19 protein-coding genes and 2 pseudogenes are annotated in these 23,279 nt (G+C 62.7%); 12 read left to right on the top strand and 9 right to left on the bottom strand.

Translation table 11 applies throughout. The annotated features are described in order from the left end of the window. Window positions 1–68: 68 nt before the first annotated feature. A complete protein-coding gene (locus ACWTU7_RS07955) occupies window positions 69–866 on the bottom strand; it encodes an SDR family NAD(P)-dependent oxidoreductase (RefSeq protein WP_455846508.1) in 798 nt (265 codons plus the stop codon). Between the two features lie 179 nt (window positions 867–1,045). Between ACWTU7_RS07955 and ACWTU7_RS07950 the strand changes: the two genes are divergently transcribed. Then, window positions 1,046–2,380 (top strand): NAD(P)H-dependent oxidoreductase, encoded by a 1,335-nt coding sequence (locus ACWTU7_RS07950; protein WP_455838448.1) that lies wholly within the window; start codon window positions 1,046–1,048, stop codon window positions 2,378–2,380. Further along, window positions 2,364–2,522: a hypothetical protein gene (locus ACWTU7_RS07945; RefSeq protein ID WP_455838449.1), complete on the top strand. Its 159-nt coding sequence runs from the start codon at window positions 2,364–2,366 to the stop codon at window positions 2,520–2,522. The genes ACWTU7_RS07950 and ACWTU7_RS07945 overlap by 17 nt, the downstream gene beginning before the upstream one ends. Before the next feature lie 91 nt (window positions 2,523–2,613). On the opposite strand, the gene proC is transcribed toward ACWTU7_RS07945, so the two are convergent. From proC to ACWTU7_RS07930, 3 genes are all read right to left on the bottom strand, one after another. Continuing rightward, entirely contained in the window at window positions 2,614–3,429 is an 816-nt protein-coding gene (proC, locus tag ACWTU7_RS07940; RefSeq protein ID WP_455838450.1) for a pyrroline-5-carboxylate reductase, read from the bottom strand. A 128-nt stretch (window positions 3,430–3,557) separates the two neighbouring features. Further along, on the bottom strand, window positions 3,558–4,877 hold the full coding sequence (locus tag ACWTU7_RS07935) for an O-antigen ligase family protein (RefSeq protein ID WP_455838451.1): 1,320 nt from the start codon (window positions 4,875–4,877) through the stop codon (window positions 3,558–3,560). Next, a complete protein-coding gene (locus ACWTU7_RS07930; RefSeq protein ID WP_455838452.1) occupies window positions 4,846–5,844 on the bottom strand; it encodes a glycosyltransferase family 2 protein in 999 nt (332 codons plus the stop codon). The genes ACWTU7_RS07935 and ACWTU7_RS07930 overlap by 32 nt, the downstream gene beginning before the upstream one ends. 172 nt (window positions 5,845–6,016) lie before the next feature. On the opposite strand from ACWTU7_RS07930, the gene ACWTU7_RS07925 reads away from it, so the two are divergent. From ACWTU7_RS07925 to ACWTU7_RS07915, 3 genes are read left to right on the top strand one after another with little or no spacing between them, the layout of a single operon-like run. Next, on the top strand, window positions 6,017–7,189 hold the full coding sequence (locus ACWTU7_RS07925) for a glycosyltransferase (RefSeq protein ID WP_455838453.1): 1,173 nt from the start codon (window positions 6,017–6,019) through the stop codon (window positions 7,187–7,189). After that, window positions 7,186–8,004 (top strand): WecB/TagA/CpsF family glycosyltransferase, encoded by an 819-nt coding sequence (locus tag ACWTU7_RS07920; protein ID WP_455838454.1) that lies wholly within the window; start codon window positions 7,186–7,188, stop codon window positions 8,002–8,004. The genes ACWTU7_RS07925 and ACWTU7_RS07920 overlap by 4 nt, the downstream gene beginning before the upstream one ends. Then, the gene (locus ACWTU7_RS07915) at window positions 8,001–8,918 is read left to right on the top strand and encodes a DUF6492 family protein (RefSeq protein ID WP_455838455.1); all 918 of its coding nucleotides are present in this window, start codon (window positions 8,001–8,003) and stop codon (window positions 8,916–8,918) included. Before ACWTU7_RS07920 ends, ACWTU7_RS07915 begins: the two co-directional genes overlap by 4 nt. 114 nt (window positions 8,919–9,032) lie before the next feature. Here the strand turns inward: ACWTU7_RS07915 and ACWTU7_RS07910 are convergent. From ACWTU7_RS07910 to ACWTU7_RS07900, 3 genes and pseudogenes are all read right to left on the bottom strand, one after another. After that, window positions 9,033–9,215 (bottom strand): annotated as a pseudogene (locus ACWTU7_RS07910) (AzlD family protein); the annotation flags it as partial. Next, window positions 9,212–9,560: pseudogene (locus ACWTU7_RS07905) on the bottom strand (AzlC family ABC transporter permease); the annotation flags it as partial. The pseudogenes ACWTU7_RS07905 and ACWTU7_RS07910, both read right to left, overlap by 4 nt. Before the next feature lie 115 nt (window positions 9,561–9,675). Then, a complete protein-coding gene (locus tag ACWTU7_RS07900) occupies window positions 9,676–10,122 on the bottom strand; it encodes a cupin domain-containing protein (protein WP_127210422.1) in 447 nt (148 codons plus the stop codon). A gap of 161 nt (window positions 10,123–10,283) precedes the next feature. On the opposite strand from ACWTU7_RS07900, the gene ACWTU7_RS07895 reads away from it, so the two are divergent. The 5 genes from ACWTU7_RS07895 to ACWTU7_RS07875 all read left to right on the top strand — a co-directional run bounded on the left by ACWTU7_RS07895 (window position 10,284) and on the right by ACWTU7_RS07875 (window position 15,142). Continuing rightward, complete coding sequence (locus ACWTU7_RS07895; protein WP_455838543.1) at window positions 10,284–11,798, top strand: winged helix-turn-helix domain-containing tetratricopeptide repeat protein; 1,515 nt, start codon at window positions 10,284–10,286, stop codon at window positions 11,796–11,798. Window positions 11,799–12,510: 712 nt separating this feature from the next. Next, window positions 12,511–13,017 (top strand): divalent metal cation transporter, encoded by a 507-nt coding sequence (locus tag ACWTU7_RS07890; protein ID WP_455846507.1) that lies wholly within the window; start codon window positions 12,511–12,513, stop codon window positions 13,015–13,017. Window positions 13,018–13,374: 357 nt separating this feature from the next. Next, window positions 13,375–13,731 carry a hypothetical protein gene (locus ACWTU7_RS07885; protein ID WP_455838456.1) on the top strand — a complete coding sequence of 119 codons (357 nt, stop codon included), beginning with the start codon at window positions 13,375–13,377 and terminating at the stop codon, window positions 13,729–13,731. Window positions 13,732–14,217: 486 nt separating this feature from the next. After that, entirely contained in the window at window positions 14,218–14,607 is a 390-nt protein-coding gene (locus ACWTU7_RS07880; protein ID WP_455838457.1) for a hypothetical protein, read from the top strand. A 160-nt stretch (window positions 14,608–14,767) separates the two neighbouring features. After that, window positions 14,768–15,142 (top strand): PRC-barrel domain-containing protein, encoded by a 375-nt coding sequence (locus ACWTU7_RS07875; protein WP_023799003.1) that lies wholly within the window; start codon window positions 14,768–14,770, stop codon window positions 15,140–15,142. 701 nt (window positions 15,143–15,843) lie between these two features. Here the strand turns inward: ACWTU7_RS07875 and ACWTU7_RS07870 are convergent. Next, window positions 15,844–17,565, bottom strand: coding sequence for an adenylate/guanylate cyclase domain-containing protein (locus ACWTU7_RS07870; protein WP_455838458.1), 1,722 nt, complete (start codon window positions 17,563–17,565; stop codon window positions 15,844–15,846). Between the two features lie 656 nt (window positions 17,566–18,221). Continuing rightward, complete coding sequence (locus ACWTU7_RS07865; protein ID WP_455838459.1) at window positions 18,222–19,517, bottom strand: lipopolysaccharide biosynthesis protein; 1,296 nt, start codon at window positions 19,515–19,517, stop codon at window positions 18,222–18,224. 793 nt (window positions 19,518–20,310) lie between these two features. Here ACWTU7_RS07865 and ACWTU7_RS07860 point away from each other — a divergent pair. After that, window positions 20,311–22,203 carry a Wzz/FepE/Etk N-terminal domain-containing protein gene (locus ACWTU7_RS07860; protein WP_455838545.1) on the top strand — a complete coding sequence of 631 codons (1,893 nt, stop codon included), beginning with the start codon at window positions 20,311–20,313 and terminating at the stop codon, window positions 22,201–22,203. Window positions 22,204–22,325: 122 nt separating this feature from the next. After that, window positions 22,326–23,225, top strand: a complete 900-nt coding sequence (gene folD, locus ACWTU7_RS07855) for a bifunctional methylenetetrahydrofolate dehydrogenase/methenyltetrahydrofolate cyclohydrolase FolD (RefSeq protein ID WP_455838460.1) — start codon at window positions 22,326–22,328, stop codon at window positions 23,223–23,225. The last annotated feature ends 54 nt before the right edge of the window (window positions 23,226–23,279 follow it).

Raw genomic sequence — 23,279 nt, 5'->3', positions numbered from 1 at the left:
CTTGCCGGCGCTCTGACGGCATGACTGTGGCGAGCTAGTCGGGGCCAGTGCGGAGACGACCCATTCTCTCACGCCACCGACCAGCCGCCATCCACCAGTATATTCGCGCCGGTGATCATCGACGCTGCCGGCGAGGCGAGGAACACCACGGTTCCCGCGACATCGATCGGGTCGCCGATGCGGGCGAGCGGGATGTGCCCGAGCACATGGGCATGAAAGTCCGGATCGGCGAGCGAGGGCCGTGTTCCGTCGGTCCAGATGAAGGTCGGCGCGACGCTGTTGACGGTGATCTTGTGCTTCGCCCATTCGGCCGCGAGGCAACGGGTGAGGTGGTTTATCGCCGCCTTGGACATGCAGTAGATCGCTTCGCCCTTCAGCGTCACCGTGCCGGCTTGCGAGCTGATGTTGATGATGCGCCCGGATTTTGCCGCGATCATCAGCCGTCCGACCGCCTGGGTGGTGAAGAAGGTCCCCTTGAGGTTGACGTTCACGGTGAGGTCAAAATCCGCTTCGGTCACGTTCTCCGCGAGGTTTTCCGGCCCAAGCCCGACATTGTTGACCAGCACGTCGATGCGACCGAAGGCGGCGTGGGCGTCGGCGACAGCTTTTCGCACCGTCGTCAGATCGGTGAGGTCCATCTGTACCGCCAGCGCGCGCCGGCCGATGCGCTCGATCTCGGCAGTGATATCCGCGCCGTCGGCACCGCTGCGCACGCCAACGATCATGTCGGCGCCGGAGCCGGCGCAGGCGAGCGCGCAAGCGCGCCCGATGCCGCGCGACGCGCCGGTGACCAGCACCACCTTGTCAGCCAGATCGAATTTCGGCGTGAACTCGTTTGTCACTTCAACCTCCCCTGAAAATCCCATCGGCACGCGCCGCCCCGACAGGATGGTCTCTTCATCGCTAGACACTATCTGGGCGGAAGATTATCCGCTCGCAGTGCGAAAGCCAGCCACAAGAAATTGCCGACGGCGGCCGGTTTCGTTGGCAAAAGGTCACCATTCCCTGCTATTCCCCCTTCAAATCAAAAGCAGTGGACTTGCGCATGACCAATGTCGCCCTAACCGGGCTTGCCAGCGATCTCGCCAAGCGCGCCGCGGAAGGCCGTCCGGTGCGCATCGGCGTCATCGGCTCCGGCGAGATGGGCACCGACCTGGTGACGCAAGGCATGCTGATGCCGGGCATTTCGGTGTGCGCCGTCTCGACCCGCCGCCCCCACACGGCGCGTGATGCCGTCCGCATCGCCTATGGCGACGAGGCGATGGCAGGGGAGGCCGATACGCCGTCGAAGGTCAGCGAGGCGATCGAGAGCGGAAAAATAGCCATCACCTCGAACGAGATGCTGGTCACCAATCCGCTCATTGACGTCGTTATCGACGCCACCGGCAAGCCCGGCGTCGCCGCCGATTTCGACCTGATGGCGATGGAGCACGGCAAGCATCTGGTGATGATGAATGTCGAAGCCGACGTCACCATCGGCTGTTATCTGAAACAGCAGGCCGACCGGCTCGGCGTTGTCTATTCGGTCGGCGCCGGCGACGAGCCGTCGAGCTGCATGGAGCTGATCGAGTTCGCCTCCGCGCTCGGCTACACCATCGTCTCGGCCGGCAAGGGCAAGAACAACCCGCTCAACCACGACGCCGTCCCCGACGACTATCGCGCGGAAGCGCTGCGCCGCAACATGAACCCGCGCATGCTGGTCGAGTTCGTCGACGGCTCGAAGACCATGGTCGAGATGTGTGCCATCGCCAACGCCACCGGGCTGGTGCCCGACATTGCCGGCATGCACGGCCCCAAGGCCAATCGCGATGAATTGGCCAAGGTGCTCATCCCGCGCGCCGATGGCGGCATCCTGTCGCGGAAGGGCGTCGTCGACTACACCATCGGCAAGGGCGTGGCGCCCGGCGTCTTCGTCATCGTCGAGGCGACGCATCCGCGCATCATCGAGCGCATGGACGACCTGCATATCGGCCACGGCCCCTATTACAGCTTCTTCCGGCCGTATCATCTGACCTCGCTGGAAGTGCCGTTGACCGCCGCGCGCATCGCGCTCTATGGCAAGCCGGACATGGTGCCGCTGCCGAGGCCCGTCGCCGAGGTCTGCGCCGTGGCCAAGCGCGATCTCGCCGCCGGCGAGATTTTCGATGCGATCGGCGAGACCTGCTACCGCTCCTGGACCATGACTGTCGAAGAGGCCCGCGCCAACCGCGCCGTGCCGGTCGGCCTGCTCGAAAGCGGCAAGGTGCTGAGACCGGTCAGGAAGGGCGAGCTGCTGACATCAGACAATGCCGCACCCGACCCGACGACCAGGCTTTTCGCCTTGCGCCGGCTGCAGGACGAGATGCTGTACGGAGATTTTGGAAGTGATCGAGGTGCCTGAATCCGAATTGAAGCGGGAAAGTGGCCGCATTCCTCTGGCCGAACGACTCGCAGCCATTGCCCACGATCTCATAGCCGGAGAGGGCAAGGACGGCCGGCCTGTGAACAAGGATGATATCGACGAGTTGTGGGGACATCCCTGATTTAGCCGACTCTCTGCGTCGTCGCGGTTCTAACCGAGCGACCAGGGAACGACTTTTCGCATACCGATCTCGCGTAATCCGCAGTCCGCCATTACTTCCCCAACTCGATCGACCGCAGCCGCGCTGCTTCCACCGCTTCGGTGAGCAGATGGATCAGCCGGTCCCCGCCCATCAGCACGGCAAGTGCGGCGGCCGTGGTGCCGTTGGGGCTGGTCACCTGCTGACGCAGCACGCCCGGCGGCTCGCCGCTTTCGGAGGCGAGCGAGGCGGCGCCATAGACCGTCTGCATGGCGAGCAGCCTGGCGGTCTTTGTTGGCAGGCCAGCCTTCTCGGCAGCCACAGTCAGCGCTTCGATGAAATGGAAGATATAGGCGGGGCCAGACCCTGACACCGCCGTCACCGCGTCCATCAGGCCTTCGTCGTCGATCTCAGTCACTTCGCCGCTCGCCGAAAGCAGATCGGCAACGAAACGCTTAGTGTCGTTGGAAACCAGTCGGTTGGAAAACACCACCATCATGCCCTTGCCAATGGCCGCCGGGGTGTTGGGCATGCAGCGCACGATCGGCGCGCGATTGCCCAAAATGGCCTCGAACGTGGCGAGCGGCGTTCCGGCGGCGATGCTGAGGAAGGTCGTGCGGCCATCATTGAAGCGCTTGTACGCGGCGGTCACGTCCCGGATCACTTGCGGCTTCACCGCAATGACCACGAGGGCCGGCACCGCGTCCGCCGGAATACCGCCGGCCTCCGCGGCAGCACTGCAGCCGAGCGCTTCGGCACGCTTGCGCAGATCGGCATTCGGCTCGACCACGAAGACCGCCGCCGGGGGGAGCTTGCCCGATTTCAGCCAGCCCGAGAGCATGGCGTAGCCCATATTGCCGCAACCGGCGAGAACAAGCCTGATCGTCATAGAAACCTCCGCTAGAGCATCGGACGCAAAAGTGGGTACCGGTTTTTGGAAAATCCGATGCTCAAACAAAAAGATGGCCTCCCATAGACGTTCGTGGCGGGGCGGGGAAGCCCTGTTGGGACGGAGGATCAGCACGGACCACGAACCGCCATCGGCCGCAGCGACACCTGCCTGAGGCCGAACATGCCGAACACGAAGAACAGCCAGACCGGGTCGGCGCGATGGAAGAAGAAGCTTTCGAGGAAGGCGTTCAGCGCGGCGAACAGCACCACCATCATGAAGAAGTCGCCGAGATAGATGTTTTCCTTGCGCAAGGGGATGCGCAAGTAATCGCGCAGCGGCGCGATCAAGAATGTGTAGACGGCCACGCAGAGCGCCGGGATGCCCATCAGCACGGCGATGTCGAGATAGCCGTTATGGCCGTGCACGATGGTTCTGATGTCCCAGGCCCGGTCGAAGGGCTGGTCCTGGTTCAAGAGCAGCGGCGTGCCCCAGAAGCTCTCGAAGCCGTAGCCGGTCCACGGCCGCTTCGCCAGCATCTCGCCGGCGAACTCCCACAGCGTCGTGCGTCCGGTGTAGGTCAGGTCGGGGAAATAGAGTGCCGCCAGATGCTTCACGGGCGGCAGGAAGACGATGCCCAGCGTGCCGATCGCCGCGGCGATGATGGCCAGCGCGAACAGGATCGGCGTCCCGAGCCGCATGCCGATCAGGCTCGGCAGCACGACGATCAGGATCGAAAACGGCACCAATCCGGCCGTCGTCTTGGAACCGGTGTGCAGCATGAAGATCATCGCCGCGCAAAAGATTGACGCGCCCCAGAGCCGCTGTCCGCGCCGGTAGAGGTACAGCCCGGCGAAGCTGAAGCAGGCCATGACAGGACCGGCGATGTTCTTGTGGGTGAACACGCCGCGCCACAGGCCGGCATGTTCCGGCTCCAGCGAATCGGTGGTGTGCAGCGCCTCGAGCGGAAAGACGATGAGCCCGATATAGGACAGGCCGATGACGACGACGATGGTGAAGATGATGACTTTCGAGAAAGCCTCGGCGTCGCGCGGAAGCGCCAGGATTGTCGCCATCGTCAAGATGCCGATCAGCGTGAAGGAAGCGGCGCGCATGGCCGACGGCGGGTCGGTTGCCATCACCACCGACAGCACGAAGAAGCCCAGCATCAGCAGCCAGGACGGGCTGAGCAGCGAGCGCATCACGCGCGGGTCGGCGAAAGCCAGCAGCGAGAAGATCGAGATCGCACCGAGCGAGCCGAAGCCGAGCTGGTTGACGATGTCGCCGCCGCCGCCGGTCATTTCGGCACCGGCCGGCTGGAAGGGACGGAACGACACCAGGATGACGGTGAACAGCAGCGCCGCGATCGCGGTCGCGACGCCGTCGCGTGTGAACGCCGCGCTGAGCGGCGCGCGCTCAGTTCTTCTCAGGCTGCCGGTATTGCTCATTGGCGTATCCGAATTCGGCAAGCAGGCGGCCGACAGCTACATGGATGGGGTATAAGGCCGTCGCCAATGACCCCGTCCGCGCCAGCCTGGCCGCGCCGCGAAATGGCGAGGCGGCAAGCAGCGCCAGGCTCTTCAAGAAAACCTTGGTGCCGGCGAACGGCGTGCCGGCCCGTTTCTTCTTCTCGACCAGTGTCGAGATGACACCGTTGCGCAGGCTGCGGGCACGGATCCAGTCGGCTTCGACGCGCCGGGCCGGGACGCTTTCGCGCACTTGCGCCTCGGCGCACCAGCCAAGCACAAAGCCTCTCTGTGCGGCCCGGCTGAGGAAATCGGAATCGCCGCCGCCCATGAAGTTGAATTTCAGGTCGAGGAAGGGCGGCCCCATGGCGGTGAGCACGTAACGCCCAACCAGCAGGTTGCCGGAGGAATAGAGCGCGGGCACACGCCCGGTCTCCCGGTAGGGTGGCGCAAAGACGGGATGCTCGGCCCATCTGGCATGGGCCGCGTCGGCAAACACAGGCCTTTGCGGGCCGCCGACGATGTCGGCACGGAGCGTCTCGGCCGCCTTGCACATGCGCTCGAGCCATTGCGGATCGGCGATCTCGTCATCGTCGATGACCAGCAAGTGCCTGAAATTTGGAAAATGCAGGATCGCCATCTGCCAGCCGGCATTATAGGCGCTGCAATTGCCGCGCTCATTTGCAATGATGACCATGCCTGATATCTCGCCGCGCTCGAACAGCGGCAGCGCCGCTTTGGCGCCGGCGCGCGCCTCGGCCTCGTTCTCAATGACGATGATTGCGAACCGTCTGCCGGTGTCCTGGGCCTTGAGCGACGCCAGCGTCGCCAGCAGCTGCTCGGGCCGTTTGAAGGTCGGCAGCGTCACGACCGCCTCGACGGCCGTCGTGACAAGTCCCGGAGAGCGCCCTGCGATCGATACCGAATCGTCCGATGGCAATGGGATCATGTGTTCAGCCCGGGATGGTGAGTTTGGTTCTCGATAGCATCGCGACGATAACGTTTCGTTAATCACCTTTCGCGGGCGAGCCTGCAAATCCGCAACGCCGGGCCACCAAATACCTTCACTTAATCAACGCTTCACCGCGCTTTGCTAGCTGGGTCAGCACTGGATAGGTGAGATGCATCTGCTGTTCGCCACATCGATCGTGCCCGACGGGGCTCTTGCCTCGGGTTATGAGATCGCCAATGCCGCGATCATCGCCGCGTTGCGGCGGGCCGGTGTGCGCGTCACAGTGATCGGCTTCACCTGGCCGGGCAAGCCTGCGAGCGATCCGCAAAACACCATCGTGCTCGGTGCCATCGATGTGCGCACCGAAAGCGCGTCATCGCTGCAAAAGCTCGCTTGGGTTGCAAAGGCGATGCTCTCCGGCCTCACTTTCGCGTCGGTCAAGCTGCGCGTGGTCACCGACAGCGAGGTCCGCGCCGCCGTCGAACGCGCCGGCCCTTTCGACGGCTATGTCTTGAATTCCGTGCAGTTCGCCGGCGCCTTCGAAAGGCTGTTCGCCGACCGGCCGTCGATCTTCGTCGCCCACAATGTCGAGCATCGTTCGGCGCAGGAGAACGCCGCTGCCGCGGGCGGCCTTTTGCAGCGCTTGTTGTTTCGCCGTGAGGCCAGGCTGCTCAAGGCCATGGAAGAACGGTTCTGCAGCCGGGCACGCTTCGTCTTCACGCTGGCCGAGGAAGATCGCTCAGCACTCGGCGTCGCCTCCGATGACCGTTCGGCGGCGCTGCCGCTGGTGACTTGCGCCGAAGCGCCCGTGCAAAACGAACCGCGCCGTATCGATTGCGACGCGGCGCTGATCGGTACCTGGACCTGGCAGCCGAACCGCATCGGCCTCGACTGGTTCCTGAAAAAAGTGGTGCCGCATCTCAGGCCCGATTTCCGGGTCAGGATTGCCGGCGGCGTGCCATCGGGCCTCACGTCCGCGCATCCCGGCGTCGAGTTCGTCGGGCGCGTGCCGGACGCGCAGGCTTTCGTGCGGGGTGCCGCCGTCATCCCGCTGATCAGCACCTCCGGCAGCGGCGTGCAGCTCAAGACCGTCGAAACCTTCGAACTCGGCCTGCCTTCCGTCGCCACCAGCCATTCGTTGCGCGGCATCGACCACCGCCCGGTCAATTGCGTGGTGACCGATGATCCGGTCGCCTTCGCCGGCGCCCTGGAATCAGCAGTGGTCGATGTCAGGGACGTCGACGGCAGCGCTTTCCACCGCCGGCAGGTGAAGGCGCTCGATGCCGCAATCAGGCTCGGCCTGGAAAAGCTCGGGCCCGTCAGCCAGGAGGTGTTTGCATGAATATGCACACCGCCCGCGCCGCTTTCGGGGTCGACACTTTGAAATCGATCCTGGGCATCTCGGTCCTTGCCATCCGCTGGGACGACGCGGTCGTCCTGCTGACACGGTTGATTGCTGAGCGGCGCTTCACCAAGGTCACCTTTCTCAACGCTCACAACGCCAATGTCGCCTATACGGACCCGGTCGTTGCCGAGGCGCTCGACGATTTTCTTATCCTGCCGGACGGTGTCGGCGTCGATCTGGCGGCGAAACTGCTTTACGGGGCGTCGTTTCCGGACAATCTCAACGGCACCGATTTCATCCCTGCCTTTCTGCAGGCGTCCAGCAGGCCGCTGACCGTGGGGCTGCTCGGCGCGACGCAGGTCAACGCCGAAGCGGCGTCGAAGAAGCTGGCGGCGCTCGCGTTGCAGCACCGATTCGTGGTCATCCATGACGGTTATTTCTCTTCTGCCGAGGAGCCGGCGATCGTCGATCGCATCGCCAGATTGAGACCGGACGTGCTGCTTGTCGCCATGGGCGTGCCGCGCCAGGAATTGTGGATCGCGCGCCATATCGACGCGCGCCACTGCACGTTGCCGATCGCCGTCGGCGCGCTGCTCGACTTCATGAGCGGCACGGTGCCGCGGGCGCCGCTGTGGATGCGCCGGCTCAGGCTCGAATGGCTGTTTCGGTTGTGGATCGAACCGGGCCGTCTCTGGCGCCGCTATGTGGTCGGCAATCCGGTGTTTCTGTGGCGCGTCATCGGCCAGAAATTTTTGGGCCACCCCGCGCTTGCCAGAACTCGCCCTGGAGCAGGCCCCGGAGCAAGCCGTTGAACAGCCGGTTCGTGCCGAGCCCTGAGACCGATGTCCTTCGCCAGACGCCGGCGGCGGCGATCGTGACGGCAAGCTATGCGCCGGATTTGGAGCGTTGCCGCCTGCTGTGCGATACCCTCGACCGCTACGTTTCCGGCGTGGCGCACCACTATATTCTTGTCGAGCATCGCGATGTCGCGCTGTTTCTCCAGCTGGAGAACAGCCGCCGCACTATCGTCGACGAGCGGGACCTGTTGCCGCGCTGGCTGCATGCCTTCGACGATCCGCTCAGCCTGTTTCGCCGGCGCATCTGGCTCAGCCTGAAGACCATGCCGCTGCGCGGCTGGCATGTGCAGCAGCTTCGCCGCATCGCGATGTCAGCGCACGCCGGCGAAGACGTGCTTGTCTTCTGCGATTCCGACGTGGCCTTCCTCAAGCCTTTCGACTGCAGCGCCTTCTGGCGCGATGGCAAGGTGCGGCTGTTCCGCCGCGACGGCGTGCTGTCCGGTGAAGGCCATGAGGAACATCGCATCTGGTCGCGCAATGCCGGCTCGGCGCTCGGCATCGAACCATCAGAGGTTTCCACCCACGATTACATTTCGACGCTGATTGCCTGGCGCCGCGAAACCGTGACGGCGATGTGCTCGCGAATCGAGAAGGTCCACGCGCGCCGCTGGGTCGAAGTCGTCGGCGCGGCGCGCAAATTCTCCGAATGCATGATCTACGGCCGCTATGTCGACGACGTGCTCGACGGTGCCGGCCATTTTCACGGCTCGGAGGAGTTCTGCCGCGTCCACTGGACGGGCGAAGCGCTGTCGGATGACCAGTTCCGCCGCTTCGTCGCCGCCATGGCGCCGGAACAGGTGGCCATCGGCATGCAGTCCTTCATCGGCACCGATATCGGCCGCATCCGTCGCCTGATCGGGCTCGATTAGCCCTAGGGTCAAACCCGATCGCTCTGAACGACCGGGTTTGACCGATAGTGTTCTCTAATGGGTCAAGGGCGGCGGCTCAGAAAAGCCCGAAGCGAAGCTCGCTTATAAAGCCCTCTAACCGAGTAAGCTCCGCAGACTGCCCGCCGATAGAATTGCGATGATGACGGTGGGAAGGATGGACATCCTTGTGGCTGCGACCATGGTGACCGCAAGCGCGATTATATCCGCGGGATGACCTGTCACGAAATCGGGGGCAATGACCGTTATCAGAACGCAGCCTGGCGCGCTTTCCATGACATGAATGCCTTGCGCTTGGGCAGATGCCGGATCAAAGGAGCTAGCGCCGCCCCCATGAGAAGATGGCGGCTGTTCACCAGGAAGGTGATCGCAACGATCAACAGCACATGGGGTGGTGACGTCCACAATTCGACCGCGGCGAACTCCGAACCGCCGCCGAAGTTGAGGCCCGTCATAAGAGGCACTTCGAGCGCAGTGAATCTTTTTTTGAGCTGCTTGCGAACCGAGGACCAGCGCGAATGGGATGAAGCCGAGCATGACAGGAAACGACGCCTGCAGGCCGCGCCAGCTTTGGTGCTGGGTGCGCTCCGGAACGGAGGCCTCCGCCACATCCAAGTTGCTCATCTCTTTCAATCCTTTTTCTCCGCGCCTGCCCATTCGGGCAGTTCCGCCTTACCGACGGCGGAGGCATCGGATTGTCATGGCAGGCTTTCCCAGGCGTTCGGCGTTCTGACCGCGGCTACGGCACGCGATCATCCATCTCGGGGTACAGCACAACACTTTCCTGTGCGGTCGGCTCGTTGCGCGCGCCGATGAAGACAGCCGGCCTCCTGCCTCGATTGACAGCGACGTGCAGCACGTTGGCTGGGATGTAGAGGTAATCGCCGGCATGCACGACATCCCGATACTGGAGTTCGTCCCCGCTCCGCATCTCCAACTCGTCTCCGCTCAACATGTAGAAGGCCGACTCATGGCGCTCATGGACATGGGCCTTGGTGCGCTGCCCGGGCGGGAGCGTGACAATACCCAACCACAAAGCCATTGCTCCAACCGTCTCCGAGCTTATTCCCGGCAGATAGTCCGATCCCTGCGCGGCCCGATAGGCCGCACCACCCTTGACGACCATAGCTTTGGTGCCGGCGGCCGCGGTCGTACCTGCTGCCGTCCGCTGTATCGACATCGTCATGGGGGCCTCCATTGTGCTAGTCTCGATCAACATGGCCAAGAGGATGACGAGACGACCGGCCAAAGTCCTTAAAGGGGAGGCGAAAAGTTCCGAATTCTTCCGAATCCGGTGAAGGCGGCGTAACATCGCGCCGCTTCGCGTTCGGCCCGTTCTTGCTTGACATGCAGTACGGCACGCTCATGCGCGAGGGAAAGCCTGTCGCGATCGGTCACAAGGGCTTCTTGCTGCTTCACGCCTTGGTGCAGGCAGCAGGGCAAGTCTTGAGCAAGGCGGCGCTCATCGAGGCGGCCTGGCCCGATACCATTGTCGAGGAGAGCAACCTGTCGGTGCAGATCGCAGCACTGCGCAAGCTCCTCGGGCCACAACCGGACGGCAGCGAGTGGATCGTCACAGTCTCCCGCACTGGGTATCGTTTTGCCGGCCACGTGCGCGTGCTGGACGCCGCGGCCGGCAGCAACCCTTCCGCACTCCAGCAGCCGGCCGCCTTTCCCGAAAGACCGTCCATTGCGGTCCTGCCATTTGCCAATGTAAGCGACGACAAGGAACAGGCGTACCTTGCCGACGGCATCACCGAGGACATCATCACCGCGCTGACGCGGTTCCGGTGGTTTCGGGTGATCGGGCGCAATTCCAGTTTCGTCTACAGGGACAAGTGCCTCGGCTCCAAACAGGTCGCCGGCGAGCTCGGCGTCCGTTACGTGCTCGAAGGAAGCGTGCGCCGATCCGGCTCGCACGTCCGGGTGTCGGTGCAACTGGTCGATGCGGCCTCCGCCAGCCAGATCTGGGCCGAACGATACGAGATGGAGCTGGCGGAGGCATTTGCCGTTCAGGATGCCATTGCCGAACGGATCACCGGCGCGATCGAGCCCGAACTGCTCAAAACGGAGTCGCTTCCGGCCGGTGCCCGCCACTCCGGTAATGTGACTGCCTGGGACGTGGTGCGGCAAGGTACCTGGCATTTCCACCACGTCGGCCAGAAAACGCATCTAAGAGCGCGGGAGCTGTTCCGCGAGGCGTGCAGGCTCGACCCCGACCTTGCGGAGGCCCATCTCTGGCTCGGCCGTGTGAGCGCCGGCATCGTCGCCTATGGTTGGAGCGACAGACCGTCGGAGGACATCAGGGAAGGTCTGGACGCCGCCTTGGTGGCGGTCCGGCTCGATGAGAAGAATCCCTATTCGCATTATGCGTTGGCCATCTGCAGCGCGTACGCCAACGCGCCCGAACAGGCCGTTCTCGCCGCAGAGAGGGCGGTCGAGACCAGCCCGAGCTTCGCCCTTGGCCACCTTGTCCTGGGGATGGGGCAGCTCTTCCGTGGGAGCGCATTCGAGGCGATAGCACCGCTCGAACGCGGCTTGATGTTAAACCCCTACGATCCGCAGAACTTCGTCTGGCTTAATCTGCTGGCACTCGCTTACCTGTTCAATGGCCGAGCAAATGAGGCGCTTGCGGCGGGAATCAAGGCCCGGAAGGTTCGCCCTTCCTGGCGGCCCATCCGCGAAACGCTTGCCTGCTGCTATGTTTCGCTCGGGCGCTTGCCGGAAGCCCGATCATGCGTCGAGCAGATGCGCGACATGGATACTCCGTCAGGTGACGCCATGGCGCCGCTGAGACGCCGCAGTCCTCACTGGGCTGAGGAGATAGCGCTTCTGCTAAAGGAAGCAGGGCAGTCAGTATAAAGGCTTTTTAAAGGGCTCCAATCATTTGCGCCATCTTCCCTTCCGGCCTTCGAAAGACGCAAGAGGGAGTGAGCTATGGGCCCAGCCTGTGTGGATGATTTGGTAAAGTGATTCCCGATCAGCGAGGGCAGCGTCCCACGGATCAGGAAATGGCGCAAAGCCGCCTCAGCACCTTCCCAACGGACTTCCCACCCTTATCCTAGATCCGGCATTTTTCGAGTGAGCGACCAATCTCGGGCCATAACTTCGATGGCGTCGTCTCGAAAATAGAACAAGAAATGCCGTGAATTCGGACTGTCCGGCGATAGAACCTCCCAATCAAGGTCTTTGATCGCGAGGCTGTCGCAAACCTTCCACCACGAACTCCTGGCGGTATGAAATGAGGGGCGGAAGGTCAACTTTGCGCCTAATCTCGGCCGTAGAGAACAGCTTTGCCACCGCCTGAAAGCAGACCTTGCCGGGGACCACGCTGGAGGTCGTGGTCGCGCCACTACCGGTCATTCGCAGCGCGCCTCGTTAGCTGACCTTCAGCCACCGGCCGGAGTCGACCCCCTTTTGCGGACACTGGTTGTCATCCGGATAGGAGAACACAGGATAAAGGTTCATGATGCTAACATCCCGATTATTAGCCCGCCCAAGGTCCGGCTGCTCTTGAACGTATAAGCTTCGGCACGATGGCCGGGATGGCAGCCTCGAACATCGTCGGCTTGCGATTATTCTGACCGCGGCGTCCACGCTGCACCCGGGCGGCATCACCGAGATAGAAACCTCGGCACAGGCGGCGGAAGCGCTGCGCCCTCTTGCCGGCCCCCTTGCTTCGACGCTCTTCGCCCTGGGCATCGTCGGCACGGGCCTCCTTGCAGTGCCTGTTCTGGCCGGCTCGGCAACTTACGCGATCGGCGAAGCGCTACGCTGGCCCACTGGGCTGACGCGAAAGCCCATGAAAGCAAAAGCCTTCAACGGAACAATCATGCTCGCGACCCTGATCGGGGCGGTGCTCAACTTCACGCCGATAAATCCGATAAAGGCGCTTGTCTGGACGGCGGTGATCAACGGCATCGTCGCCGTTCCGGTCATGGGGATCATGATGTATTTCGCCACACGCCGGGATGTGCTCGGGCAGTTCGTCGTCACCGGGGTGCTCAAATGGCTTGGATGGCTGACCACCGTCGTGATGGCTGTGGCTGTTGTAACGATGGGGGTGGCCGACTTCGCCTGACGTGCCGGGCGTAGGAGGGGCCCGATTCCCTGGCAAATCAAATTCGGTCAATCTTCGCGGCCTGCCTGCATGTCCTTCACAGTATTTGGCGATCGGGCGAGCCGTTTCGTTGGTCAGCGTTAGCCATTCCGGCATGATGCCCGATCCAACCGCTCGACTACGCCGTCAGGCGTGAGGGATGCCTGCGGGGCAAAGATGCAGCCGATTGCGCAGCGAGCCGATGGGAAGGCGTCTGATCGCTGAGCCGGCTGTGGAATTCAAATGCCGATTACGCGGGTCGATCCCACGCTGCGGAAACCGGGTTGGACATCACCGCGTCCATCTTGCCCACCTGGACCGGGGCCTGAGCTTGGCGGCATGGCGGAGTTGCTCCCAATTGATCGCATCTTCGACTATCCGGCCATCTTGGCATTCCGTCGAACGCGTTCATCGACGCACCCATTTTCCTTCGTTCACGCGTGGCCATGCTTATTTTCCTTGGCTACTGGAACTTTCAGTGAGAGCGCATGTTGGTTTCCCAGCTATGGGAGAGAAACCATGAACAAGGATGAAGTGAAGCGCTCTGCGAAAAGCGGCGAAGTTAAGGCAAAGCCTGGCAAACCGGCTGGTGACAAGAAAATGAGTGCCGGCGGAACTGCCGGCAAGCTTGACGAAAGCACCAAGAAGGGCCTTGGGAAGACCGAGGACAAGATCAAGGATCGTCTCAAGGGTTGATCAGACGTCAGGGCCGCAACCGTATCGCGGCCCTGCTGCCTAGACCCTTACATTCGGATCGTTGACGGTCACCGACCGCAGCACCTACACAGCCTGTTCTCACCCGCATCAGTGACTTCAGGCTTGTCGGTCATTTGCCGCTTGCCAAGTTCACGGAACTCGCGACCTTGTTTGGCGGCGATGCCGGTTTCCCGCACCAAGCCTTGGATATGCATTAAGGTCCGACTTAGAGCGCTAAACAACTCTGCCGGTTGGGACGTCAACGGCCGATTCTGCACAACCGATCTGTCTGAAACTGCCGTTTAGAACTTCACCTGGCGGCATCGATTTCGCGACCTCTTCCGGTCGCGACGTGCAACTCTACCAACCTCCGGCGACAGTGAGGATCGTCTCCTGTGCGGCTACTGAAGAGGCGATTCTTGAAAACGGAACATCCCTACATTGTCGCAGTTTACATTAGTGTAAGGTAAACAAGAGAACGGGGCCATGGGCCGAACCCTGCTGGTTTTCTCGGCGCTAATGCTCTCCTTCGCTCAGGCGGGGGCGCAGGAATGGCAGCAGTTCGGCATCGAAAGGTTTGGGTTTGTTTTCGACGTGCCGCCCGAGTTCGAACTGTTGCATCGTCCAAAGGACGGCGATGGCGCGGCTTTCCAATCCCCCGACGGAGCCCTCCTCGCCGTCTGGGGCACCGACGTCGCCGAAAGCGACTTCCTGCCTCAGGTCAAGAAACAGATCAGTCAGGACGAAAAAGAAGGCTGGAAATTCATCTATCGACGGCTGACGCGTGAATGGGCAAGTTACTCGGGGATCAAAGACGACCAGATCCGATATGTCAGAGGCATAACGGCTGCGGCGATCGCGCCGCCATGTTCCTGATGGACTACAGCATGGAGCAAAAAGTTGCCTACGATCCGGTCGTCACCCGGATGGTTCGCTCGCTCAAGCCAGAAGATTGCTGACGGCTGGTCCGCACAATCCTTGGAACTTCGAGGGCACGGACCCGTTTTTGCTCCATACCGACGGGAAGGAGCAAATCATGACAAACCAGGACCCCGACATTCGTGAGACCCACGATCTTATCGCCAGCGACATGGTCGTCGGCACCAACGTCTATGACATCCAGGGAAATCACATCGGGCAGGTCGAAAGGCTGATCCTCGAGAAGAGGGGCGGCAGGGTATCCTATGCCGTTCTCAGCTTTGGTGGTTTTCTTGGAATTGGCGACGACTACTATCCGCTGCCGTGGCAGAAGCTCGACTATGACGAGAGCCTTGCAGGCTTCCGCATTGACATCACGAAGGAGCAAGTTGAAGGCGCTCCGCGCTATGCTCGCGACCAGGATTTCGACTGGAATGCCGAGAGTGGCCGCCGCGTTTACGACTACTACGGCGTCCGACCGTATTGGGTGTAGCGAAGCCTCTAGCGCGCGTGCTCGGCGGGAGGCGACCCGGTGTTCGCTTGGCGCACCCAAGACCGGTAAGCAGGAATCGGGTCGAGCCTTTGCTGCCATGCCACTGCTCGCGTGGCGGAAAGCCCCGCCGCTACACCGCTCCTGCACCGACATGCCGCGGCGTATGGTCGGACCGGTTCTGTGCGGTCCCTTGATTTGCCCGACGAACGCCACAAGCGGATCAGTCTCACGGAGAACTATTCGCCGTGATCGATCAAAGGCATTCTGAACAGCGTTGCTCCTGCGTTGTCCTTCACGAGCAAAATGGTTCCGACGAGCGCTTCGCGGCCTGCAAAGGGAATTCGACCGCATGATTTCCCCTGCAGCCACCATCCTTAAGATCCATTCCCTCCAAATCGGGAATAACGCCTGCCTCGTGCTCGCAAAAGAAATAGTACCGCGGCATAGCTGTCCACATTGAGGACGAAAACACAAGGTTGGCCCAGCCGTTCCAAAAAAATGCTGACGGGATGGAACAGCGGCCGACTGCCGCCCGCGAATTAAACACACGGCGGAACTCAGTTCGTGTGCCTCAAAGGATCGGGTGAAATTCCTGGCCGCTTTTGGAGGTCCGCTTCTGGCGCCAGAAGCCGTCGCTCGCTCGCACACGAACGAACGGCTGCTTCGTGCGCCAGGGACGGTCATTCGCGCACACCGGAGGGTCATTCCGGTAGACCCGCCATTAGATAGCCATCCACGAAATGCTGGCGATCTGCGTCGCCGCGGAACGGCTGTGTGCTCGCCCATTGCCGTATAGAAAAATGCGGGTTGGCGGCGAGGAATTGTCGTGCTTCCTCCTTGGCCTCGTCGATCCGGCCAAGCTGTGCAAGGGCGGCCGCCAAAATCCGCCGCGACCCTGTCCGGTAGGTCGTTTCATGCCGAAGGGTGTCGACCGCTTCCTCGTATCGGTGCGCCGCATATTCCACGTATCCGCCTACCCAATAGTATCGTCCGGGCGGGTAGGGATCCAGCCGGAAGGCATTTTGAATGCACTCGATCGCCTCGACCGCGTTACCGAGATGCGCCTTCGATTCAGCGAGAAACATCCAAGCGTCGGCGTGATTGGGGTCGATCCTCAGCGCTGTCGCAAATTCCGCCGCTGCCTCATCCGCCTTAAAATCGAAATGTAAAATATAACCCAGGATCGAGTGCGCCGCGGCGTTCCCTGGATCAAGCGACACAGCCCGCTCAGCCTCCGCTCGACCAAGTGAACGGTGCTCCTCAGTCTCTCCCCAGTACATCCAACCAAAGACGTGTGACATCGCGAGCCAAGCATGCGCCTCCGCAAAGCCCGGATCGAGCTGGATCGCTCTTTCGAGGAGCGGACGCGCGGTTTTGTTCGCCTCTGGCGACTCGGTCACCAAGGTCCGTCCGCGCACCAGAAGCTCGTACGCTTCGAGATTCGACGTCCTCTGCCGGGGCATCGAGCGCGCCGAGGGCAACGAGCTGGAAAGCGCACTAACAATCTTACCAACAACCTCGTCCTGCAAGGCGAAGACATCAGCCAGTTCGCCGTCGAAGCGGTCGGCCCAGACATGCGCATTCTCGCGCGCGTCGATAAGCTGCGCGTTGATTCTGACACGCGCCGCCGCCTTCCGCACACTGCCTTCGACAACATAGCGGACGCCAAGATCCTTCGCGATCGATCGGACGTCGACCGACCTTCCCTTGTAGACAAACGAGGAGTTGCGCGCGATCACCAGAAGGCCGGGCACCTTTGACAGGTCGGTGATCAGGTCTTCAGCCAATCCCTCGGCGAAGTACTCCTGCTCCGGATCGCTGCTCATGTTGGCGAACGGTAAGACGGCGACGGCCGCCCTGTCGGGCAGTTCCAGCGATATCGGTCGACCGGCCGAAGTGGCTCTCGCCGACTGCAAGTTCACGCGATAGCAGTATATCGGCTCGGCTATATTCTTCACCCGCTGCCCGCCCATGGGTTCGAACTCAAATGCCAGCTTCTTCTCGACCTCCTTGGACACCTTCTCTGAAACGCAGATGCCGCCGGGATCAGCGAGCTGCTGCAGGCGCGCCGCGACATTGACACCCTCGCCGTAGCGATCGTCCCCTTCGACGATCACTTCTCCCAGATTGATCCCGACGCGGACCTCGAAGCGCTCGCTGTCGGGGACGCTTGCGTTGCGCTCCACCATGCCGCGTTGAAGGGTCACCGCACACTCGACAGCATCGACTGCACTGCCGAATTCCGCCAGTAAACCGTCGCCCATCAGCTTGAAGATGCGCCCGTGATGCTTGTTGATCTCGGGCTCGAACAACTCCTTGCGGCGGGCCCTGAGCCGTTCGAAGGTCCCTCCCTCGTCCGCCTCCATCAGGGCCGAGTATGCTACGACGTCGGCGGCGACAATGGCTGCAAGCTTGCGTTCCATAGCAGCATGGGTGGCGTCATGGCCAAGAGTGCCGCGCCAAATGCGCTCAACTCTGGCGATGCGATCGCCGGAACTCTAACATAGCCGGGGCTTCCGGGCTAATCCGCAGTCCGCCGAATGACCACTTCAGGGTCACGACTTCGCGTTGCGCAGCGACGGGCCGCGGACCCTTTATCCCTGACCACCAGGGCCTCTGATCCGCGACCCGGAGCCAACATCGGAGCGACCCCTCCAACGCCCGCTACGGAAGGCGGAACTGCCCCCTGCCCGCTCCGAAGCGCCCGACCGCTCACGACGACCGAATCCGATTTGCCGCGTGGCGCCACGTTGTCGGCGAAAAAGCTGTTGTTGAACCGCAAGAGCAGCGGAATGTCCGGAATGGGATACGAGATCGTTGCAGTGGGCTCGTTCAACGGGAACGTCCGACTAGGGTCAGATCACGTCGCTGCCGCGGGGGGCCTGAAGGTCCGCTATTGAAGATCCGAGATCCGAAGCTGCTAGTCCGCTGTCGGCCCCCGTTGCGGTCATTCCACAACCCGCGCCCGAACGACCGCTTCGTCCGCTTCCAGCATTGCGAACCTTCTGGCCGCCGACCCCGGATTGCAGCTTTCCATCCCATCTCGGCATTTGCGGCAGCCAGCTGATTGAGTTTGATCCTAGACCGGCTTGGCCGGATTGCGCATCGCCGAATAGGTGAGCGGCGTCGAGGCGAGATAGAGCAGCAGGAAGACGACATTGAGCGACAGCACCAGATCCGGCGTGTCCAGGATCGTGGTCAGCACATAGGTCAGCAGGACCGCCTTCAGCCCGGCAAGCAGGGCCAGGTTGATCGCCCGCACCAGTGTCTGGCCGCGCGCGAACAGGAGCTCGGCCTGGTATTCGACCAGATTGCGCAACCCAGGCACACAGATCGCCAGCGCCACCAGAGGGGCGGCCTCCGCGACATTCTTGCCCAGCGCGTTGGGGAAGAAATGCAGCATGATGGCAAGCGCCGCCAGCGCCAGCGTCGAGACCAGGAACACGCCGCCTTCGATGCCGCTCTTGACCGTCAGGCGCGACAGGAGTTCCGGCGCCCGCATCATGCGCTGTACCAGCATCATCGAAAAGGTGCGGATCGGGATCGCGGTCAGGTCGACCAGCCGCATGATGATGGCGTAGATGCCGGCGAGGTGCGGCCCGCCGATCGCCAGCACCAGGAGCTTGTCGAATTCCATCTGCAGGTAGAACAGCACCTCTGCGCCGGCGACGTAGATGGAATCGGCGAGCCGCCTGATATAGAGCGCCAGCCGCAGCCGCAGCCTCTGGCGCGGATAGAAAAATGCGAAGGCGAGCAGCAGCGAGGCGGCGTTGGCGCCGATATAATACCAGGACCAGACACCTATGGTCGGCTGCGGCGCGAACATGAACAGCACGGCGCCGAGCGCCCGCAAGGCCGTCGCCAGGATCGTCAGCAGGGCGGCGCGGCCGAACTTGCCGAGCCCGTTGTTGACGATCAGCGCGACCTCGACCGGCCGCCACAACAGCGCCTCGGCAAACACGACCGCCGCAAAGACCGATAGCGGCACGGTGCTGGCAAAGAAGACCAGGTAGACGCCGTAAGAGGCGGCAGCCAGCAACGGCAGCGATATCACGCCAAGCAACAGGAAGCCGGCCGTGAAGGTGCCGATCAGATTGGGGCGGATGGTAGCAGTTCGGTAAAGCGCCGAGATGAAACCGAAGGCCAGGATGCGTGACAGCATCACGCCGGCCGCCGAAGCGGTGGCGAACATGCCGAACTCGGCGATGGACAGCGTGTTGGCCAGCGCGATGAAATAGGCCAGCGAAAACACCAGCCGCCCGCCCGCGCCGCTGATCGCCGAAAGATAGTCGCGAACCAGCCCCCGTCGCTCGGCCACGAAAGCGCCGATCCGGGCGAGGGGCCGCCTTTGCGGGATGTCACCAGCCTGAGTCATGTGTCGGAGACAGCATAGGCTGGAAAGTTTAACGCGCGGTTCGGAACGCTTTCGTTCCGTTCAGGAAAGACACAACCGAAGAGGGAAACCTCGTCTTCAAGGCAGGGAAATTAACCTTTTGTTTCCTATGCTTGTTTAGCGTGGCTTAACGAATGGCTGACCGCGCGCGTCCAAGCCGCCAAGGGCAAGCTCCACGATAATGGTCGACAGGCAAAACCGTGAAGATTGGAGGCGCGAGCGGTCCTTGCTGGCGCTCGGCCGGGCGATGCGCGGCGAAGAAGAACCATCGCTGGTTTCGATCGGGGATCGGGCAGACCCGTCATGGCGCGAAGATGCCGCGACGCGCCATCGTCTCGCGCGCCTGCGCCGCGAGGGGCGAGCGCATCCGGAATTCTCGGCAACCCCGGAGCCCTCGGCGATCCCGGAACGCCCGGTAACTCCGGAATTCTCGGCAAACGATGAAACAAGCCAGTTTCAAGCCGAGGATGCATCCGCTTCGGCCGCCCGGATATCGCCAGAGGCGGACGAGGCCGTTGAAGCGGACCGTGCGGAAGCCAGGCCGCGGGAGGAGCCGGTTTCTCCCGGTATTTCCGAGGACCGCCGTTCCGATGCCGATCCTCGATATGCCGCGTTCGATCCTCGATATGCCGCGTTCGATCCTCGATACGCCGCGTTCGAGCCTCGGTATGCCGCGTCCGATCAACGATATGCGACGTTCGAAGCTCGATACGCCGCTGACGAGCAGCGATCTTCCCGCGAGGATGACGACGGATGGAAGCCGTTGATCGATCCGATGCAGGTCGTCCGCGGCATCGCCAGGTCGAAGCTGCTGATCGTCGCCATGACGATACTGGGTGCCACGCTTGGCGTCGCGATCGCGCTGTCGACGCCGAAGAAATACGAAGCCACCGCAGAGCTGATCGTCGACCCGCGCGACCTGAAACTCACCGACCGCGACCTCACCCAATCGGTGGTAGCGTCCGACGCCACGCTGGCCATCGTCGAAAACCAGGTTCGCGTGCTCACCTCCGGTACCGTTCTCAACAAGGTCGTGGACAAGCTCAACCTCGTCAGCGATCCGGAGTTCAACGGGCAAGGTTCCGAGGGCCTGGGCGTGATGACGCTCATCCGATCGATCCTGTCGCGCAATGACGGGCCGGGTGCCGATGAGAGCCGCCGCCGCGCGCTGGCCGTCGCCAATCTGGCGGAGAGCCTTTCGGTCGAGCGCGGCGGCAAGACCTTCGTCATCTCCGTCAGCGCCACCACGCAAAATGGCGAGAAGTCGGCGCTCATCGCCAATACGATGACGGAGGTCTTCCTGCAGACCTTCGGTCAGATCCAGTCGGACACCGCTGGCCGCGCGACCAATGAACTGACGGGCAGGCTCGACGAACTGCGCAAGGGCGTGGAAGCGGCCGAGCGCAAGGTCGAGGACTTCAGGGCCGCGCACGACCTCGTCGACGCGCAAGGCCATCTGATCAGCGACGACGAGATGCTCAAGCTCAACCAGCAGCTTGCCATCGCCCGCGCGCGCACGCTGGAACTCAACGCCCGCGCGGCGTCGGCGCGCTCGATCGACGTGAATTCAGTTCTGAGCGGCACCTTGCCGGAGGAGATCAACTCCAACACCATGAGCGAATTGCGCTCGCAATATGCGGCGCTCAAGCAGGAGGCCGACCGCGCCGCGATCCGGTTCGGGCCGCGCCATCCCGAGCTCCAGGCGCTCAATGCCCAGCTTGCCGGTTCGCGCGAGCGCATCGCCGGGGAACTGCGCCGCATCGCCTCGTCGCTGCAGGTCGACCTCAGGCGCGCCGTGCAGCTCGAACAGGATCTGGCCTCCCGGCTGGCGCAGTTGAAGGTCCGCAGCGGCGACGTCAACAGCGATCTGGTCACGTTGCGCGAACTGGAGCGCGAGGCCGCCGCCAAACGCTCCGTCTATGAACAGTACCTTCTGCGCGCCAAGGAAACCGGCGAGCAGAAGGACATCAACACCGCCAACATCAACGTGATCTCCAGGGCCTTCGCCCCGCTCGAGCCGAACGGACCGTCGCGCGCCGTGACGGTGCTTGCCGGCCTGCTGGCGGGCCTCGCCTCTGGTGTCGGCCTTGGCGCCATGCGCGGCGCCTATGCGAGCCTGCGCGATACCGCCAATTCGCGGCCGCGCCGCCGGACGGACGAGCGCCGTTTTGAAGACAAGGCATACCAGGCGTCGCCGCCGCCCGTTCCGCCAGTCGAGGCCACCAGGCATTCAGGTCCGATTAATGCGCTGCTGTCGGCGGTGAGCAGGATCGTGCCGCGCAAGGCGCGCAGCGAAGCCTCGCTTTCCAGTGACTCACCGGCCAATGGCGCATCCGCAGTCGCCGGAGGCGCAAAGCGGGATCCGGTCAAGCAGCAAGCGATGTACCCGGCCCCACCTATGCAGGCGTATGCGCAACCGCCGATGGGCTATCCCTGGCAGATGCAGCCGCCGCCGGCCGGCTATCCCTATCCGCCGGCCATGACGCCCCATGCCGGGCCTTATCCGCAGCAGCAGTCCGCCTATCCCCGAGCCTCGTCGGACGACGCAAATCAGGCTTCGAAAGCCGCCGAACAGCAAGCCTCCATCGAAGAAATCCGAGCCAGCCTGCGCGAATTCCGCGAAGCGGTTCGCGAACTCACCGAAAGCCGATCGCGGCGCTATTTCTGAGCGCCGGATAGAATAAAAGCCATCGGTTTCGAGTTAGCGGCATAAGACGGCGCTTTGACGGGATTGCCGGGTCGGATTTTCGTGAAAATGCCGCCCGAAGTAGAACGATGTTGAGGGTGTTCATGGCCGAGTTGATTGACGGAAAGAACGTCGCCGAAGACGTGGTGCGGCGCGTCAAGGCCTTGACGGCCGAACTGTTGGGAAAGGGCGCGCTGAAGCCCGGTCTCGCCGTAGTCATCGTCGGCGAGGATCCGGCGAGCCAGGTCTACGTCGCCTCCAAATCCCGCACCGCCAAGGAATGCGGCTTTCATTCAGTCCAGCACACGCTTCCGGCCGAGATCTCCGAACAGGAACTGCTTGATATCATCGGCGAACTCAACGCCGATCCGGCCATCAACGGCATCCTGGTGCAGCTTCCGCTGCCTGGCCACATCGATGCGGGCAAGGTCATCCAGACAATAGCCCCGCAAAAGGACGTCGACGGCTTCCACTTCATCAATGTCGGCAAGCTCGGCACCGGCGAACTGGAGACGGCGTTCGTGCCTTGTACGCCGGCCGGCTCGATGCTGCTGATCGAGCGTGTACGCGGCAAGGATCTTTCCGGGCTCAATGCGGTGGTCGTCGGCCGCTCCAATATTGTCGGCAAACCGATGGCCAATCTTCTGCTTGCCGCCAACTGCACCGTGACCATTGCGCACAGCCGCACCAAGGACTTGGCTGCACTGGCGCGCACCGCCGACATTCTCGTTGCCGCTGTCGGCAGACCTGAAATGGTCAGGGGTGACTGGGTCAAACCAGGCGCCACCGTCATCGACGTCGGCATCAACCGCATCGCGGCGCCCGAAAAGGGCGAAGGCAAGACCCGCCTCGTCGGGGACGTCGCCTATGCGGAAGCGGCGACGACGGCCGGCGCCATCACGCCGGTGCCTGGCGGCGTCGGACCGATGACCATTGCCATGCTGATGGCCAACACGCTAGCTTCTGCCTATCTCGCGGCCGGATTGAAACGGCCGTCTTTCTGAACCTGGAAAGCCGCAGCTTTGCCGAACCACACTGTTCCCCGAGCATTTTGCAGC

The organism is Mesorhizobium sp. BHscii (assembly GCF_053848065.1).
Note: the sequence above shows the minus strand (reverse complement) of the source record. Positions and strands in the feature narration are given on the sequence as shown.

Coding starts and splice junctions, on each gene's coding strand:
- ACWTU7_RS07955 (WP_455846508.1), bottom strand. CDS start 866: ATGGGATTTTCAGGGGAGGTTGAAGTGACAAACGAGTTCACGCCGAAA.
- ACWTU7_RS07950 (WP_455838448.1), top strand. CDS start 1,046: ATGACCAATGTCGCCCTAACCGGGCTTGCCAGCGATCTCGCCAAGCGC.
- proC (WP_455838450.1), bottom strand. CDS start 3,429: ATGACGATCAGGCTTGTTCTCGCCGGTTGCGGCAATATGGGCTACGCC.
- ACWTU7_RS07935 (WP_455838451.1), bottom strand. CDS start 4,877: ATGAGCAATACCGGCAGCCTGAGAAGAACTGAGCGCGCGCCGCTCAGC.
- ACWTU7_RS07930 (WP_455838452.1), bottom strand. CDS start 5,844: ATGATCCCATTGCCATCGGACGATTCGGTATCGATCGCAGGGCGCTCT.
- ACWTU7_RS07925 (WP_455838453.1), top strand. CDS start 6,017: ATGCATCTGCTGTTCGCCACATCGATCGTGCCCGACGGGGCTCTTGCC.
- ACWTU7_RS07920 (WP_455838454.1), top strand. CDS start 7,186: ATGAATATGCACACCGCCCGCGCCGCTTTCGGGGTCGACACTTTGAAA.
- ACWTU7_RS07900 (WP_127210422.1), bottom strand. CDS start 10,122: ATGACGATGTCGATACAGCGGACGGCAGCAGGTACGACCGCGGCCGCC.
- ACWTU7_RS07895 (WP_455838543.1), top strand. CDS start 10,284: ATGCAGTACGGCACGCTCATGCGCGAGGGAAAGCCTGTCGCGATCGGT.
- ACWTU7_RS07885 (WP_455838456.1), top strand. CDS start 13,375: ATGGCGGAGTTGCTCCCAATTGATCGCATCTTCGACTATCCGGCCATC.
- ACWTU7_RS07880 (WP_455838457.1), top strand. CDS start 14,218: ATGGGCCGAACCCTGCTGGTTTTCTCGGCGCTAATGCTCTCCTTCGCT.
- ACWTU7_RS07875 (WP_023799003.1), top strand. CDS start 14,768: ATGACAAACCAGGACCCCGACATTCGTGAGACCCACGATCTTATCGCC.
- ACWTU7_RS07870 (WP_455838458.1), bottom strand. CDS start 17,565: ATGGAACGCAAGCTTGCAGCCATTGTCGCCGCCGACGTCGTAGCATAC.
- ACWTU7_RS07865 (WP_455838459.1), bottom strand. CDS start 19,517: ATGACTCAGGCTGGTGACATCCCGCAAAGGCGGCCCCTCGCCCGGATC.
- ACWTU7_RS07860 (WP_455838545.1), top strand. CDS start 20,311: ATGCAGGTCGTCCGCGGCATCGCCAGGTCGAAGCTGCTGATCGTCGCC.
- folD (WP_455838460.1), top strand. CDS start 22,326: ATGGCCGAGTTGATTGACGGAAAGAACGTCGCCGAAGACGTGGTGCGG.